General features: G+C 66.0%; 9 protein-coding genes. 2 read left to right on the top strand and 7 right to left on the bottom strand.

Translation table 11 applies throughout. The features are described 5' to 3' along the window. Nucleotide 1: 1 nt before the first annotated feature. The 7 genes from ACFW0B_RS16575 to pilG form a co-directional block, all read right to left on the bottom strand. Nucleotides 2-1021: a chemotaxis protein CheB gene (locus ACFW0B_RS16575; RefSeq protein ID WP_449150000.1), complete on the bottom strand. Its 1020-nt coding sequence runs from the start codon at nt 1019-1021 to the stop codon at nt 2-4. Beyond that, a complete protein-coding gene (locus ACFW0B_RS16580; protein ID WP_449150002.1) occupies nt 1018-8895 on the bottom strand; it encodes an Hpt domain-containing protein in 7878 nt (2625 codons plus the stop codon). Before ACFW0B_RS16580 ends, ACFW0B_RS16575 begins: the two co-directional genes overlap by 4 nt. 9 nt (nt 8896-8904) lie before the next feature. Then, nucleotides 8905-9765, bottom strand: a complete 861-nt coding sequence (locus tag ACFW0B_RS16585) for a protein-glutamate O-methyltransferase (protein WP_449150124.1) — start codon at nt 9763-9765, stop codon at nt 8905-8907. Nucleotides 9766-9827: 62 nt separating this feature from the next. Further along, on the bottom strand, nt 9828-11876 hold the full coding sequence (locus tag ACFW0B_RS16590; RefSeq protein WP_449150004.1) for a methyl-accepting chemotaxis protein: 2049 nt from the start codon (nt 11874-11876) through the stop codon (nt 9828-9830). 137 nt (nt 11877-12013) lie between these two features. Continuing rightward, complete coding sequence (locus ACFW0B_RS16595) at nt 12014-12550, bottom strand: chemotaxis protein CheW (RefSeq protein ID WP_449150006.1); 537 nt, start codon at nt 12548-12550, stop codon at nt 12014-12016. A 62-nt stretch (nt 12551-12612) separates the two neighbouring features. Next, entirely contained in the window at nt 12613-12978 is a 366-nt protein-coding gene (pilH, locus tag ACFW0B_RS16600) for a twitching motility response regulator PilH (protein ID WP_151131354.1), read from the bottom strand. A 45-nt stretch (nt 12979-13023) separates the two neighbouring features. Further along, entirely contained in the window at nt 13024-13431 is a 408-nt protein-coding gene (gene pilG / locus ACFW0B_RS16605) for a twitching motility response regulator PilG (protein WP_003455569.1), read from the bottom strand. A gap of 267 nt (nt 13432-13698) precedes the next feature. Here pilG and gshB point away from each other — a divergent pair, with 267 nt between their 5' ends. Both gshB and ACFW0B_RS16615 read left to right on the top strand, forming a co-directional pair. Further along, the gene (gene gshB / locus ACFW0B_RS16610) at nt 13699-14670 is read left to right on the top strand and encodes a glutathione synthase (RefSeq protein WP_449150009.1); all 972 of its coding nucleotides are present in this window, start codon (nt 13699-13701) and stop codon (nt 14668-14670) included. 87 nt (nt 14671-14757) lie between these two features. Next, entirely contained in the window at nt 14758-15651 is an 894-nt protein-coding gene (locus ACFW0B_RS16615; protein ID WP_449150011.1) for an energy transducer TonB, read from the top strand. Nucleotides 15652-15751: the final 100 nt, after the last annotated feature.

A 15751-nucleotide genomic window follows, 5' to 3' on the forward strand; every position in this document is an offset into this window, starting at 1 on the left:
GTTAGCTGACCTGGGCGGCCAGATGTTCGACCAGCTTGGCGGCCAGCTCGCGCGGGTCGCCGCTGAAGCTGCTGTAGCCACCTTCGCGCAGGCTGTCGGGCATGCTCGAACAGGCGCAGGACTCGGCGCTCTGGGTCCAGATCAGCCCGCCCTGGCGGCGCAGGTAGGCGGCGGCGGCACTGCCGTCGCTGCCCATGCCGCTGAAGGCGATGACGCCGCACTGGGCGCCAAAGTGCTGGGCGAGGTTGAGCATGGCCTGGTCGATGGACGGGCTGTAGGGTTCCGGCCAGGGGCGTTCGCTCACCTGCATGCGGCCGTCGTCGGAGAAGTTCAGTTCGCGGCTGATGGGCACCACCACCACTTCACCACAGCGCACCGCATCGCCAGGGCGGACCTGGTTGACGTGCCACTGGCTGTGACGGCCGACCGCCTGGGGCAGCGCGCCTTCGAAGCTGGGGTCGATGTGCTGGGCATAGATGAAGCCGATGGGCAGGCCGCCAGGTAGCGCATCGAGGAACGCCTTGACCGCCGCCGGCCCGCCGAGGGAAGCGGCCAGCAGCCAGACCTGGCGCGCGGGCTCGCCGGCCACCAGCGGGGTATCGGCAAGCGCCCTGGGCAGTTCCAGGCGCGAAGGCCGTTGCGCCTCGGCCAGCAGGGTTTCCAGGCTCGGCCCCACCGCTACCGCCGGGTCGCCCACCAGCTTCTTCAGCTTGCCGAACAGGCGCCGTTCCCAGCGCGGGTAGTGCTCGGAGTGGCGCTCGGGGGCGTGTCCCTCGCCGAACAACACCGGTGCGGTGGCGCGCTCCAGCAGGCTGTCCACCAGGGGCGAGTCTTCGGACTGGGCCAGATCCACCAGCCAGAGGTCCGTTTCGCAGGCCTCCAGGGCCTCCTCGTCCAGGCGCGCAGGGTCGCTGTTGAGCACCACCTGATAGCCGTTGCCGGTCAGCGCCTGCTGCAGCACATGGCGCTGCAGCGAGGTGTCGGCGAGCACGGCGATGCGTGCGGAAGTCTTCTGTGTCATGTCCGTTTGACCAGATGCTGGATGGTTTCGAGCAGCAAGGATTCCTGGTAGGGCTTGCCCAGGTAGTCATTGACGCCGATGGCCATGGCGCGCTCGCGGTGCTTCTCGCCGGTACGCGAGGTGATCATGATGATCGGCAGGTCCTTCAGGCGTTCGTCGTGGCGCACCAGGGTCGCCACTTCGAAGCCGTCCATGCGCGGCATTTCGATGTCCAGCAGCATGATGTCCGGACGCTGCTCCTGCAGCAGGGCGATGGCGTCCACCCCGTCCTTGGCGGTGAGCACGTTCATGCCGTTGCGCTCCAGCAGGCGGCTGGTGACCTTGCGCACGGTCACCGAGTCGTCCACCACCATCACCAGCGGCGGACGCTCCACCTCCACCTCCACCGGCAGCAGATTGACGCTGGCCGGACGCGGCAGCGGCTGCACCAGGTGCGCGTGACGGGTACGGATGGTCGCCAGCAGGTCGAGGATCACCACGACGCGACCGTCACCTAGGATGGTGGCGCCGGAGATGCCGTGGACCCCGGCGAACTGCGCGCCCAGGCTCTTCACCACGATTTCGCGGGAACCCACCAGGGCGTCCACCTGCACGGCCACGGCGTGCTCGGAAGAGCGCACCAGGATCACCGGCAGCGGCAGGCTCTGTCCCACCAGCTTGGGATGCTGGCCGTTGTCCAGCAGGTCGCCCAGGTACTTCAGTTCGTAGTTCTGCCCGGCGTACTCGAAGCGCGGCCCGTCCGGCTGGTAATAGGTTTCCAGCTCGTAGGGCGACACCCGCACGATGCCTTCGATGGTGTTCAGCGGGATGGCGTAGAGGTCCTCGCCGGAGAGCACCATCAGTGCTCGGTTCACCGACACGGTGAACGGCAGGCGGATGAGGAAGCGGCTACCCTCACCCGGCGTCGAGTCGATGCTCATGGTGCCGCCGAGCTGTTTCACCTCGGAATGCACCACATCCATGCCGACGCCACGACCGGAAATCTGGGTGACCTTGTCGGCGGTGGAGAAGCCCGGTTCGAGGATGAACTGCAGGACTTCGTGGTCCGACAGGTCGGACTCGGCGTCCATCATGCCGCGCTCGATGGCCTTGCGGCGCACGGCCTCGAACTTGATGCCGGCGCCATCGTCGGCCAGGGTCAGGACGATATCCCCGCCCTCGCGGCTGAGATTCAGGCGAATGGTACCGACCGGCGGCTTGCCCGCGGCGCGGCGTGCCTCGGCACTCTCGATGCCGTGGTCCACCGCGTTGCGCAGCATGTGTTCCAGCGGCGCCACCATGCGTTCGAGCACGGTACGATCCATTTCGCCCTCGGCGTTGCCGACGACGAATTCCACCTGCTTGTCGAGCTCGCTGGCCACCTGCCGGACGATGCGGCGCAAGCGCGGCACGAGGCGGTCGAAGGGCACCATGCGGGTGCGCATCAGGCCTTCCTGCAGCTCGGTGTTCACCCGCGCCTGTTGCAGCAGCAGGGTTTCCGCGTCGCGGTTCTTCGCCGCCAGGGTTTCCTTGAGGTCGAGCAAGTCGGAAGCGGATTCGAAGAGCGCCCGCGACAGCTGCTGCAGCTGCGAGTGGCGGTCCATTTCCAGTGGGTCGAAGTCCTCGTAGCCGGCGCGCTCGGCCTCGGCCTGGTAGCGGCTGAGGATCTGCGCCTGGGTCTCGGTATCGAGACGGCGCAGCTGGTCGCGCACCCGCTCGATGGTGGCTTCCATCTCGTTCAGGGTGAAGCTGAAGTCGCTGACCTGCTGTTCTACGCGGCCACGGAAGATGGAGGTCTCACCGGCCAGGTTGACCAGGCCTTCGAGCAGCTCGGCCGGCACCTTCACCAGTTCCTGCGGGGCGCGACGGGCAGCGGCTTCCTGGGCGGCTTCGCGCGCCCGCTGAACGAAGGGCAGCACGCGCTCTTGCCCAGCCACCACGGGCTGGGCGCTGGCCGCGACGATCGGCGCCGCCAGTTGTGGCGGTGCTGGCTGGCGCGGTGCCGGGTCAGGCGCCGGCAGCTCTTCGGCCAGGCTGCGGTCGAGTTGCTGGCGCAGCTCTTCCAGTTCCGCCTGCAGGCCTTCGTAGCCCGATTGCACGTCGAGGAACAGGCTTTCCGGCCAGGGCGCGCCTTGTTGCTGTGCCTCGATCAGGTGTTGTTCCAGGTCGTGGGTGAGGTCGCCGAGGCGCTTCTGCCCGGACAGGCGCGCACCGCCCTTGAGGGTGTGCAGCACGCGCAGCAGTTCGTCCACCTGGGCGCTGTCGTCGCGGGCCTCTTCCCAGCGGCCGATGGCGACTTCCATGGACTCCAGCAGGTCGTCGGCCTCTTCCAGGAAGATATCGAGGATGTCCGCCTCGGCCACGGCCTCCGGCTCGTCCTCGGCTGCCGGCTGCAAATGGACGGCGGTGGGCACGCTCAGTTGCTCGCCGGGGTTGGCGCGCCATTGCCTGATGGCTTCGATCAGCGCCTGGCCATCCGGCAGCGGACGACGCGCGCGCACCGCATCGAGCATTTCGCTCAGGCGGTCCTGGCAGGCCTGCAGCAGGCCGAACAGCGCCGGGCTGGCGCGCAGGCGGCCAGCGCAAAGACCTTCGTAGAGGAATTCCAGTTCATGGGCGAGATCGCCGATGGGACCGATCTCGGCCATCCGCGCGCCGCCCTTGAGGGTGTGCAGGTCGCGCTGCAGGGCTTCGACTTCGAGGCTGTTGTCCGGCTCCTCCATCCAGCGCTGCAGGGCGGCGCCGGCACTGTCGAGGATGTCGAAACCTTCCTCAAGGAAGATTTCCACCAGTTCCGGGTCCTGGTCACCGTCGAAGGCCTGGGGCACGGCATAGGCAGCCGGCTCTTCGGCGGCCCGGATGGCTGGCCGCTCGGCCTCGGGCACATCGGCGACCAGCTCGGTGAGGACTTCGTCGTCTTCCTCCGCCTGCGCATCGTTGGCAGCGTCCGGCGATTCGCCCAGCTCAGCGCCCCGCTCTGCCTCGAAGTCCAGCGCTTCGAAGGTTTCGGACTCGGCCAGCGGCTGCACCACGGCGGCCGACAGGCTCTGCGCACCGCCCTGGCGGAAGCCACGGATGTCCTGGATCAATTGCAGCGGATCGGACAGGGCACGGCGTGCCTGGAGCTGCTCCACCAGAGAGGCCAGGCAGTCATGGCTGGCCTGCAGCAGGCCGGCAAGACGCGGTGAATGGCTGTAGCGACGATCCACCAGCCCCTCGTACAGGGACTCCAGTTCGTGGGCGAGATCGCCGATGGGGCGGATCTCGGCCATGCGCGCACCGCCCTTGAGGGTGTGCAGATCACGTTGCAGGGCCAGCAGCGCCGGGTTATTGCCCGGCTCGCCCAGCCAGCGTTCCAGGGCCTTGCCCGCGCTGTCGAGGATATCCACCGCCTCTTCGAGGAAGATGGACACCATTTCTTCGTCCAGCGTGGCCGGGACCTGATCCAGCGGCGCAGCCTCGGGCAGTTCCTCGGGGTCGAAGGACGCCAGTTCGGGCAGTGCATCATCTTCCGGCGCCGGGGGTTCTGCCACCTGTTCCGGCAACGGCGTGCTGTCTTCAGCGGGCGCCCGGTCGGCGGCATCCGCCTTCAGCGCTTCGATTTCCAGGTCCGGGATGCCGGGCTCCAGCAGCGCCAAGGCCGCCGGGTCGACCACGTCCTGCAACAGTTCGCGCAGGGCCTGGGCGCGCTCGGGCTGGGGCGTGACCTCCAGCGCGGCGGCCACCTGGTCCATCATGCCGATCAGGGCCTCGTGGGCCGCTTCGGCTTCGTCGAAGAAGCGCTCGCTAACCGGCAGGCTGCCTTCATCGACGGCGCCATAGACATCCAGCAGGGCCTCGCAGAGTTCTTCGATCTGCGGCAGCTCGGCCATCTCGGCGCCACGGCCGAGGGTGGCCAGCTCTTCCAGCAGCGCGCCCAGTTCCTGGCGCTCGGCCGGATGCTCGCGCCAGCGGCGCAGCAAGTCTTCGGCGTCCAGCAGGATATCCATGCCCTCGGCGAGGAACAGGGAGATCATCTGCGGATCGCGGGTCTCGCCCTTGTCGTCGCGGCGCGCGGCGTTGGCAGCGGCCAGGCGCTCCTGATGCAGCTTGCGGATGCGTTCCAGCAGCGCCTCGGTGCCGGGGACCGGCGCCAGCGGCGTGCTGTCCAGCTGGGCCACGCCCTGATGCAGCAGGTCCAGTGCCTCGCGCAGCAGCTCGGCCTCGGACAGGTCGATGCTGAGCAAGTTGGTCTTGTATTCCTTGGTCAGCTTTTCCAGCGGTGTGGCGATTTCGGCGATGGGCATGATGCCGGCCATGTGCGCACTGCCCTTGAGGGTGTGCAGGGCGCGCTGGAGGTCATCGTTGACCGCCTGGGGCAATTCCTGGGCGCAAGCCTTGACGAAGCCGGCGAGGGTTTCCAGGTGCAGCTCCGCCTCGTTGCGGAAGATTTCCAGCAACTGCGGGTCCATGGCCTCACCGGATTCGGTGATGACAGGAGCATGCAGCTCGCCCGCGGGCTCGACGGCCTGTTCTGAACCCGGGGCTTCAGGTTTTGGGAGGTTCTGCCCCTTGGCCAGGGCATGGGCCGTGGCGGCCAGCAGGTCGACGTCGTCGCGCTGGCGCTGGGCCTTGGCGGCATACTCCTCGACCAGTGCGGGCAGCAGGTCGACCACGTCCTGGACCACCTGATACACCGGCTCGTCGGTTTCGATGCTGCGGTCCAGAACACGGTTCAACAGGTTCTCGATCGACCAGGACAGCTCGCCGATGACCAGCGCACGGACCATGCGGCCACTGCCCTTGAGGGTGTGGAAGGCGCGGCGCACTTCGCCCAGCGAGTCGCGGTCGTTGCTGTCGGCGCGCCAGCGCGGCAGGTATTCGGCCAGGGTTTCCAGCACTTCACCGGCTTCTTCGATGAAGACTTCCTGCAGTTCGTCGTCCACCGGTTCTTCGTCGGCGGGCGGCGGCAGCAGGCTCGGTGGCACGTCGCGGGCCGGCGGATTGAAGGCCGGGACCGGCGCGGCCATCACTTCGGCAAGGGACAGCGGGCGCTCGGCGGCGGGCTCCACGGCAGGTTCTTCCAGCGGCGCACTGGGCAGTTCCACCTCGGGCAGGCCTAGCTCGGCGAGGGCGGCTTCGTCCCACTCCAGCGGCGCCGGCAGGTCTTCCAGATTCAGGGAGTCCAGCTCAGCCACCGGCTCGGCGCCGGGCAGGCTGTCCAGCTCATCGAAATCCAGGCTCGGCAGCGCTTCGAAGCTCTCCAGCGGCATGTCCAGCGCCGGCGGATCGCCCGGCAGGGCAGGCGGCCGTTCTTCCAGGTCGGCCAGGTCGAAGCTCGGCAGCGGTTGGCCTTCGTCGAACTCCAGCGGCTCGTCGAGGCCGAGGTCCAGCAGTTCGTCCTCCCCGGCGACCGGTATTTCGGCTTCGATGGGCAGGCTTTCCAGTTCGTCCAGATCGAGGCTGGGCAGGGCTTCGCCTGCCGGCAGCAAGCTGGGCTCCGGCTCCAGGGAGACGATGGCCTCTGGGTTGGCTGGGGCAGGCGCGCTAGCAAGGTCCGCCGCGTCGACGGTCAGTTCGTCCAGGCTCCAGGCTTCTTCCTCGGCCAGGGGGGCAGCCGTTTCAGTCGGTTCCAGCGGCATGTCCAGGCTGAGGTCGAGGCTTTCGGCAGCCGACTCGGTTTCCAGTTCGCCCAGGTTCCAGTTGTCGTCGGAAACCAGCAGTTCGCTCTCGACAGCCGGGGACACAGGGGATTCGGTCAGCTCCAGCGGCGCGTCCAGGCTGAGGTCGAGGCTTTCGGCAGCCGACTCGGTTTCCAGTTCGCCCAGGTTCCAGTTGTCGTCGGAAACCAGCAGTTCGCCCTCGACAGCCGGGGCCACGGGGGATTCGGTCAGCTCCAGCGGCGCGTCCAGGCTGAGGTCGAGGCTTTCGGCAGCCGGCTCGTTTTCCAGCTCGCCCAGGCTCCAGTTGTCGTCGGAGACCAGCAGCTCGCTCTCGGCGACCGGCACTTCGGCGGCCGGGGCCGGTTCGAGCGGTGCCTGCAGGTCAAGGCCGTCCTCCGCCAATTCGAAGTCGGTGGCCTGGGGCATGACGGCTTCCGGCTCATCTTCCGGGTCCAGGTGCTGGTGCAGTTCCGACTCTTCGGCGGCCAGCACTTCGATTTCCTGCAGCGGATCGGCCAGGGGCGCCGGGGCTTCTTCCTCTTCCACGCGGTCAAGGATGGAAGGCTTCTCCTGCAGCGGATACCCCAGGGCGGCGAGGCTTTCCTCGGCCACGTCGAGGATCAGGTCGCCCTGGGCGGCATGATCCTCGGACAGGCGTTCGAGGTAGTACTCGACGCTGGTAATGGCGTCGGCCAGGGTGTCCAGGCTCTGCCAGTTGGGCACGGCCTTGCGCGCCAGCAGTTGTTCGAGGATGTAGCGGTTGCAGGCTTCCAGCAGGGCGGCGGCGCGCGGCAGCGGGATCATCGCCATGCCGCCGCGGGCCTGGGTCAGCAGCTCCGGCACACGGGCCAGGTGCTCGTGGTTCCACTGCGAAGCGATGAACTCGATGATGGCGTCCTTGGCCTGCTCCAGGCCATTGCGCGCCTCCTTGATCACCAACTGGTGGATCTGCGCCACGTCGGTGGTGGGCAGATGGTTTTCTTCCGTCGTGCCCTGCTCCGCCGGGCCGACCATGCCGGCCAGGGTGGCTTCGACGTAGAGCAATGCACCGGCCACATCCATCAGCACCGCATCGCTGGGATCACGCTGCCCCAGGGAGAGGCCGTGGATGACGTCGATCTGGTCAAGGATCACCCGGCGCGGCTGGCCGAAGCCGAGCACCGCCAGCGTGTCGGCGATCTGCTTGAGCGGCGGCAGCAGGGAATCCAGTTCGGCGATGCCGGAGCGGTCGCTGCGCACGAACAGGTCGAGGCTGTCCTTGACCCGCACCAGCTCTTCACAGAGGGCGGTGACCACCGAGCGCATGGCGTCGCGGTCGGGACCGGCGAGACGGGCACGCTCCTCGTCCACCACCGTGGTGTCGGGCAGGGCCTCGTCGAGGCGATAGCGTTCTTTCAGGGCGCGGATGCGCGGCGACTGGGCCGGGGCCTTGGCGATATAGAACAGCAGATTCTTCACCAGCTCTTCCGGGGCCGCCTGGTTGAAACCGTCGGCGCCCTCGTCGAGCAGGCGCTTGAGTTCCTTGTCGACCTGGCGCAGCAGGTTGCGCACCGAGGAACCATTGACCACGGAACCATTGGCCAGGCCTTCCACCAGGCCGGAGGCGATCTGCCAGAGCGGGCCGAGCGGCGCGTCCTGGCAGAGGGATTCGAGACGCGCGAAGACTCGCGCCATGTAGCCCAGGTTGGTGGCCAGGTCCTGGTTGCGGATCACGCCCACCAGGGCGGTCTGCAGCATCTGCCGCAGTTTGCGCAGCAGCACCGGCAGGTCGGCGGTCCGCATGCGCGCCAGGGTGTCCACGGACAGCGCCGGCAGCACGCCGGAAAGGTCCGGAGCGAACAGGCTGGTTTCCGAGAGCAGGTTGTCGCCGCGGGCAGCGCGCAGGTCGTTCAGCAGCGGCAGCAGGACCATTGGCAGGTCGCGGCGGGCACTCTGGATGCGGTCCAGGTAGGGCGGCAGTTGCAGGATGGCCTGCATCAGCACTTCCTGGGCTTCGCCGCGGTTGGCCGCACGGCCTTCCATCAGGGCTTGGGCAAGGCGCTCCATTTCTTCGGCGAGCAGGGCCGCGCCATAGAACTCGACCATCTGCAGCGTGCCCTGGACCTGATGGATATAGGTCAGGCAGAAACGCATGCGCGTCGGGTCCTGGGGGTTCTCGACGAAGTCCTCCAGGGCTTGCCGCGCCTGCTTCAGGGTTTCCGCGATTTCGCCCTTGACCCACTCGAGGGCGACGTAGTCGTGCCGATCAGTCATAGCCGTCTGCTATCCCTTCCGGGTGAATGCCAGAACCTGTTCATTGGGCACCGGATCGAGATCCGGGTGCTGCCACCCCACCACTTCGCCGACACCCAGCACCATCAGGCCTCCCGGCGCCAGGCGCTCGGCCAGGCGGTTGAGGATTTCCCGGCGCCGCCAACGGCGGAAGTAGATCAACAGGTTCTGACAGAAGATTACGTCCATGCCGGATATTGGCGCCTTCGCCAGTTCCAGCACATTGAGCCGTGCGCAGCACACCCGTGCGGCCAGGCTCGGCACTATCTTGTAACGGCCATCGTCCTGGACCTGGAAATAACGCTCGACGAGCGCCGCTTCCAGTTGTTCCAGGCGTCGTGCGCCATAGCGGCCCTCGCGGGCCTTGGCCAGGGCGCTGAGGCTGATGTCGGTGCCGGTCACGCCGAAGTAGTCCGGTCGTTCTGTACCGCCGAGGGCCTCGGCTGCCAGCATGGCCAGGGAATAAGGTTCTTCGCCGCTGGAGCAACCCACGCTCCAGATTTCCAGGGGCCGGGCAAGGCCTGCCTCGATACGCCCCCGCAGGTAATCGGAGAGCAGCTCGAAGGACGCCGGGTGACGGAAGAAACGGGTTTCCTGGACAGTCAGCCGATCCAGCAGGGTCGACCACTCCACCGCGCCACGCGGTCCATCGGTGACCTGGCGGTAGTAGCTGGCGTAGTCCTGCACCCCCAGTTCACGCATGCGCGAGCTGAGATTGGCCTGGAGGAAGGCGCGGCGCTGGTCGCTGACCACCACACCGGTGCGCTCCTCCAGCAACTTCCGCCAGTCATGGAATTCCGCTGTCGTCATGTCGGCCAGGGGTTTCAAGGCCCAGACGCCGCCTGGCTGCATGCTGTCGTGCCCTTGATTCATGGCCGTCGTGCCGCGGCCTCAGGCCGCGGCGCCTCCCCTGCTCAGGCTATGTCCTGCGCTTCCGGCAGCTTGAAGCCGGAAACCGACTTGCGCATCTCGCTCGCCATCTTCGCCAGGTTGCCGATGCTCTTCGCGGTAGCGGTGGTACCAGCGGAGGTCTGCGAGGTGATCTCCTGGATCACGTTCATGGTGTTGGAGATATGGCCAGCGGAGGACGCTTGCTGACGAGCGGCGTTGGAAATGTTCTGGATAAGGGCCGCGAGGGTCTTGGATACCTTCTCGATCTCTTCCAGGGCCACACCGGCGTCCTGGGCCAGGCGGGCACCACGGACCACTTCGGAGGTGGTCTGCTCCATGGAGATGACCGCTTCGTTGGTGTCGGTCTGGATGGTCTTCACCAGCGCCTCGATCTGCTTGGTCGCGGCGGAGGAACGTTCCGCGAGGCGCTGTACTTCGTCCGCTACCACGGCGAAGCCGCGGCCCGCGTCGCCGGCCATGGACGCCTGGATCGCGGCGTTCAGTGCAAGGATGTTGGTCTGGTCGGCGATGTCGTTGATCAGGCTGACGATGTCGCCGATCTCCTGGGACGATTCACCGAGGCGTTTGATCCGCTTCGAGGTGTCCTGGATCTGCTCACGGATGTTGTCCATGCCGGTGATGGTGTTGTGCACCACTTCGTTGCCCTTGTTGGCGATGGCTACGGAACGTTCCGCTACCGCCGAGGACTCGGAGGCGTTCGCCGATACCTGGTCAATGGACACGGCCATCTCGTTGATCGCGGCGGAGGCGCCGGCGATTTCCTGGGCCTGGTGCTCGGAAGCCTCGGCCAGGTGCATCGCGGTGGCCTGGGTTTCCTGGGCGGCGGCGGCCACCTGCACGGCGGTCAGGTTGATGGTTTCCACCAGCTCGCGGAGCTGGTCGATGGAGTAGTTGATGGAGTCGGCGATCGCACCGGTGAAGTCCTCGGTCACGGTCGCGGCTACCGTCAGGTCACCGTCGGCGAGGTCGGCGATTTCGTCCAGCAGTCGCAGAATCGCGGCCTGGTTACGTTCGTTCTTCGCGGCGGTCTCGGCCAGTCGGTTGCGAGTGCTCTGTACCATCACCAGGCCGATGAGGATGATCGAGCCCAGGGCGAACACGCCCAGCACGTAGCCGGCGAAGGTGTTCAGGCCACGGCCGGCGGCCAGGTTCTCGAAGCCGGTGGTCAGGGCGGAGGCCTTGTCCAGCAGGGTCTGGGAGCCGGAGAAAATGGTGTTGGCTGATTCGCGGACCTGGAAGAGTTCGGGCGAGGTTTCGAGGATCTCGTCCACCGAGCCGGATACGAACTCGAAGAGTTCGGAAATCTCCTGCAGCCGCTCGAGGGCCTCGGTGTTGGTGACCTTGGAGATCTCCATCGCCGCGTTGCCTTCGATCATGGCGTTCAGTACGCGGCCGAACAGGCTGGCGTCGCGGCCAAACATGTCGGCGGCCTGAACCGAGTCGTCGTCACCGGCCAGCACCTTGTTCACCGAGCCGAGGATACGTTCGGCCAGCAGCGACTGGCGCTGGGCCACGGAAACCTGGCTGGCGGGGGCACCGCTTTCGAGGAGGATGTCCACGACTTCCTCGTACTCGACCTGGAGCTGCGGAATGGTTTCGGCCAGGGTGGCGGCTACCTGGTGCAGCGAGAGTACGGTCTGCTCGCTGGCCAGAATGGCGTCGGCGTTCTTGCGCAGGCTGTCCCAGTCCTTCTGCACCACATCCATCTCGTCCTTCACGGCGACGGGAGCGGCAGGCAGGCCGGTGGCGGCGTCGCCCTGTTGCAGGAAGTTCCAGCGCTTCTCGAAGTCGTTGCGCGCGTCTTTCAGCAAGGCGAAGGCTTCGGCCTTGCCCGCGGCGGCTTCACTGGAGTTCTTGGCGATACGCTGGGACAGCACGCGCAGTTCACCGGCGTGGCTGATGTATTCCTTGTCGTAGTTCGCCTGGGTGTTGAGGTACGCGAAGTTCGCGAACAAGAGCACGATGGCGACGATCAGGACCACGAAGAGTCCGGCGATCAGCGACGTGCTGCGCACCCCGGAAAACAGATTGCCTGCGTTAAGTCTTTTCATTATCGGGCCCCCGCCTGGACCAACCACTTGATTCCCATGTAACGCCAAAGGGCCGGCAAAGCCGGCCCGACCTTGAAGCCCCGGCCGGAGACTCTGCCCCGGTGGCCGGTACGGAGCGCCAGGCGCCCCGCGTCGAACTAGACCGCCACCTCGATGAACGCCTGGTGCTGCGCGAGCGCGTGCGGGCTGAACACCAGCCAGGGTTGCTCGCGATGGAAAACGCCATGAATGAACGGCTGGATGCTGGCCTCCAGCGGAGGAAGCGTCTCGCTGAAGGCGTCCACCAGGAAATGCTGCATGCCGAAGACTTCGTCGACGATCAGCCCGGCGAAGATCTCCTGGTAGTCCACCACCAGCACCCGGCGCTGCTTGCGCAACGGCGAAAGCTCGCTGCCGAAGAAGCCGCACAGGTCCATGACCGGCAACAGGCGGCCACGCACGTTGGCAACGCCCTTGACCCAGCTCTTCACCCCGGGGAGCGAGGTATAACGCGGCTCGTGCAGCACTTCGCTGACCTCGCCCATGGGCGCCACGAACAGGCGCTCGCCCATGCGGAAGCCGATGCCGCTCCAGCTCTGCACCACCTGCTGTTGCGCAGGCAGGCCAGCCGCCAGCGCACGACAGCGCTGGTCGATCTCGAAGAGGAGCTGGAAGGGAGTCTGCGAATCCGACATGGCGACCGGCCTTGGCCTACTTCTGATTTCTAATAGTTATGTTTCGGGAAGCGGCGCGGCAATCAGCCGGCCAGTACCGTGTTCAAGGTCTTGATCAGCGTGTCTTCTTCGATCGGCTTGGTCAGGTAGTCGCGCGCCCCCTGGCGCTTGCCCCAGACCTTGTCGGTTTCCTGATCCTTGGTGGTGACGATGATCACCGGAATGTGGCTGGTGTCGGCGTCCTTGGTCAGTTGACGGGTCGCCTGGAAGCCATTGAGGCCGGGCATCACGATGTCCATCAGGACAGCGTCCGGCTTCTCCTGGCGGGCCAGGGCCACGCCATCGGCGCCATTCTCGGCCTTGAGTACCTGATGGCCATGCTTCTCGAGCATGGCAGTCAGCTTGTACATCTCGGTCGGAGAGTCATCAACAATCAGAATACGAGCCATGGTGTTCCCCATACGGAAAGGCTTCACCGGCCATCAGGCCGGACTTCAGGAGGCTTGCTCCACCGGGGTGAAATCGGGGACGTGAGTCTTGATCGCGCCGAGCAGCTCTTCCTTGCTGAAGGGCTTGGTGAGGTACTGATCGGAACCGACGATGCGACCCTTGGCCTTGTCGAACAGGCCGTCCTTGGAGGACAGCATGATCACCGGGGTGGACTTGAAAGCGCTGTTGTTCTTGATCAGGGCGCAGGTCTGATACCCGTCCAGGCGCGGCATCATGATGTCGACGAAGATGATGTTCGGGTGGGAATCGGCGATCTTGGCCAGGGCATCGAAACCATCGACTGCGGTGATGACCTCGCACCCCACTTTCTTGAGCAGAGTCTCGGCTGTACGACGAATCGTTTTCGAATCGTCGATCACCATGACCTTCAAACCCTCGGAATGCTGTTCCATGTTCGCCCTACCATCGCCTCGGTGAGTCGTTATTCTGCTTTATATATGTGCCTGAGGCCCTGCAACCGACGGGCTGCGACCCAATCGTCGGGCCTTTTTAGCACAGTCTCCAGATGCAGGCTACACGGCCTCTGCATCTGCGATTCTTCCCCTTGGAGAGAAGGATTTTTCCTTGACCGCGGTCAATGCCGGCGCCACCCTGAGCGCCTTATCCAACCGGCCCGCCCGCTTTGGCGCGCCCCTTGAAACCTGTTGCGGAGACCCCCCATGAGCGTTCGCCTCGGGATCGTCATGGACCCCATTGCGCAAATCGCCTTCAAGAAGGACAGCTCCCTGGCCATGCTGCTGGCAGCCCAGGAGCGCGGATGGTCGCTGTTCTACATGGAACAGCAGGACCTGTACCAGAAAAACGGTGAAGCGCGCGCACGCATGCGCCCCCTGAAGGTGTTCCTCGACCCGGAACGCTGGTTCGAGCTGGAGGCGGAGGCCGATACCCCGCTGGCCGAGCTGGACGTGATCCTGATGCGCAAGGACCCGCCCTTCGACAACGAGTTCGTCTACTCCACCTACCTGCTGGAACAGGCCGAACGGGCCGGCGTGCTGGTGGTGAACCGTCCGCAGAGCCTTCGCGACTGCAACGAGAAGTTCTTCGCCACCCTGTTCCCCGAGTGCACACCGCCAACCGTGGTCAGCCGGCGAGCGGACATTCTGCGCGAGTTTGCCGAAGAACAGCGTGACATCATTCTCAAACCCCTGGATGGCATGGGTGGTTCGTCGATTTTCCGTCACCGCGCCGGCGACCCGAACCTCTCGGTGATCCTCGAGACCCTCACCGCCCATGGCAGCCAGCAGATCATGGCGCAGCGCTACCTGCCAGCGATCAAGGACGGCGACAAGCGCATCCTGATGATCGACGGCGAACCGGTGCCCTACTGCCTGGCGCGCATTCCCGCCCAGGGCGAGACCCGTGGCAACCTCGCCGCCGGCGGTCGCGGCGAAGCCCGCCCGCTGAGCGAGCGCGACCGCGAGATCGCTGCGATCGTCGGCCCGACCCTGCGGGAAAAAGGCCTGCTGTTCGTCGGCCTGGACGTGATCGGCGAGCACCTCACCGAAATCAACGTCACCAGCCCCACCTGCATCCGCGAGATCGACAATGCCTATGACACGCGCATCGGCGAACGCCTCATGGAGGCCATCGACGGCAAGCTGAAAGCTGCGGGTCGCAAGCGCCAAGCTTGACGCAGCTAACAGCTTGGCGCTTGCAGCTTGCAGCTTGCAGCCCCAGTTCGGCAGACTTCGCCGCTAACTGAAGCAAGCTGACTGGCGATGAACGCAGCCGTGAATACCTCCGCCCGACTGGCCGCCGGCGTCCGCCCGGCGGATCGGCTGGGCTTTACCCTGTTCCTCGCCGCCGTACTGCACGTGGCGCTGATCCTCGGCGTCGGTTTCACCATTGGCGACCCGCAGCGGATCAGCAAGACCCTGGAAATCACCCTCGCCACCTTCAAGAGCGAGGAGAAACCGAAGAAGGCCGACTTCCTCGCCCAGGCCAACCAGCTGGGCAGCGGCACCCTGGAACACAAGGCCACGCCCAAGACCACCGAGCAGGCGCCGTTCCAGGACAAGGAAATCCGCAAGACCACGCCCCCGGCCACACCGCCCCAGGCGCCGAAGAAGGAGGCGCCCAAGGCCGCCGTGGCGACCAAAAGCCCGCAGCCGCAGAAAACCACGGTCAAGCGCGAGCAGGCCAGGCCCAAGCCCGAGGCCACTCCGGCGCCCTCCTTCGACAGCTCGCAGCTTTCCGCCGAAATCGCCAGCCTCGAGGCGGAACTGGACAAGGAACGCCAGCTCTACGCCAAGCGCCCACGCATCCACCGCCTGAACGCCGCGTCGACCATGCGCGACAAGGGTGCCTGGTACAAGGAAGAGTGGCGCAAGAAGATCGAGCGCATCGGCAACCTCAACTACCCGGATGAAGCCCGCCGCCAGCGGATCTACGGCAACCTGCGCCTGCTGGTGTCGATCAATCGCGACGGCACCCTGTACGAGGTGCAGGTGCTGGAATCCTCCGGCCAGCCGGTGCTGGACCAGGGCGCCATGCGCATCGTGCGCCTTGCCGCCCCCTTCGCCCCCTTCACCGGTGACCTGGCGGATATCGACCGCCTGGAAATCATCCGCACCTGGCGTTTCGAGCGCGGCGACCGCCTGTCGAGCAATTGAAAGCAACAGGACAGGATTGGCTCTAGGCTTCAGGCAGGGTCCCGGCTCAGCGCGAGGCCACGTCGCAGCCTTTTCGCTTGAAGCCTTGCGTCTTAAGACT

Source organism: Metapseudomonas phytobenefica (assembly GCF_043392685.1).
Taxonomy (GTDB): Bacteria; Pseudomonadota; Gammaproteobacteria; order Pseudomonadales; family Pseudomonadaceae; genus Metapseudomonas.

Bases quoted from the DNA above. Each gene is read 5' to 3' on its own strand.
- ACFW0B_RS16575 (WP_449150000.1), bottom strand. From the start codon at position 1,021: ATGACACAGAAGACTTCCGCACGCATCGCCGTGCTCGCCGACACCTCG.
- ACFW0B_RS16580 (WP_449150002.1), bottom strand. From the start codon at position 8,895: ATGACTGATCGGCACGACTACGTCGCCCTCGAGTGGGTCAAGGGCGAA.
- ACFW0B_RS16585 (WP_449150124.1), bottom strand. From the start codon at position 9,765: ATGCAGCCAGGCGGCGTCTGGGCCTTGAAACCCCTGGCCGACATGACG.
- ACFW0B_RS16590 (WP_449150004.1), bottom strand. From the start codon at position 11,876: ATGAAAAGACTTAACGCAGGCAATCTGTTTTCCGGGGTGCGCAGCACG.
- ACFW0B_RS16595 (WP_449150006.1), bottom strand. From the start codon at position 12,550: ATGTCGGATTCGCAGACTCCCTTCCAGCTCCTCTTCGAGATCGACCAG.
- pilH (WP_151131354.1), bottom strand. From the start codon at position 12,978: ATGGCTCGTATTCTGATTGTTGATGACTCTCCGACCGAGATGTACAAG.
- pilG (WP_003455569.1), bottom strand. From the start codon at position 13,431: ATGGAACAGCATTCCGAGGGTTTGAAGGTCATGGTGATCGACGATTCG.
- gshB (WP_449150009.1), top strand. From the start codon at position 13,699: ATGAGCGTTCGCCTCGGGATCGTCATGGACCCCATTGCGCAAATCGCC.
- ACFW0B_RS16615 (WP_449150011.1), top strand. From the start codon at position 14,758: ATGAACGCAGCCGTGAATACCTCCGCCCGACTGGCCGCCGGCGTCCGC.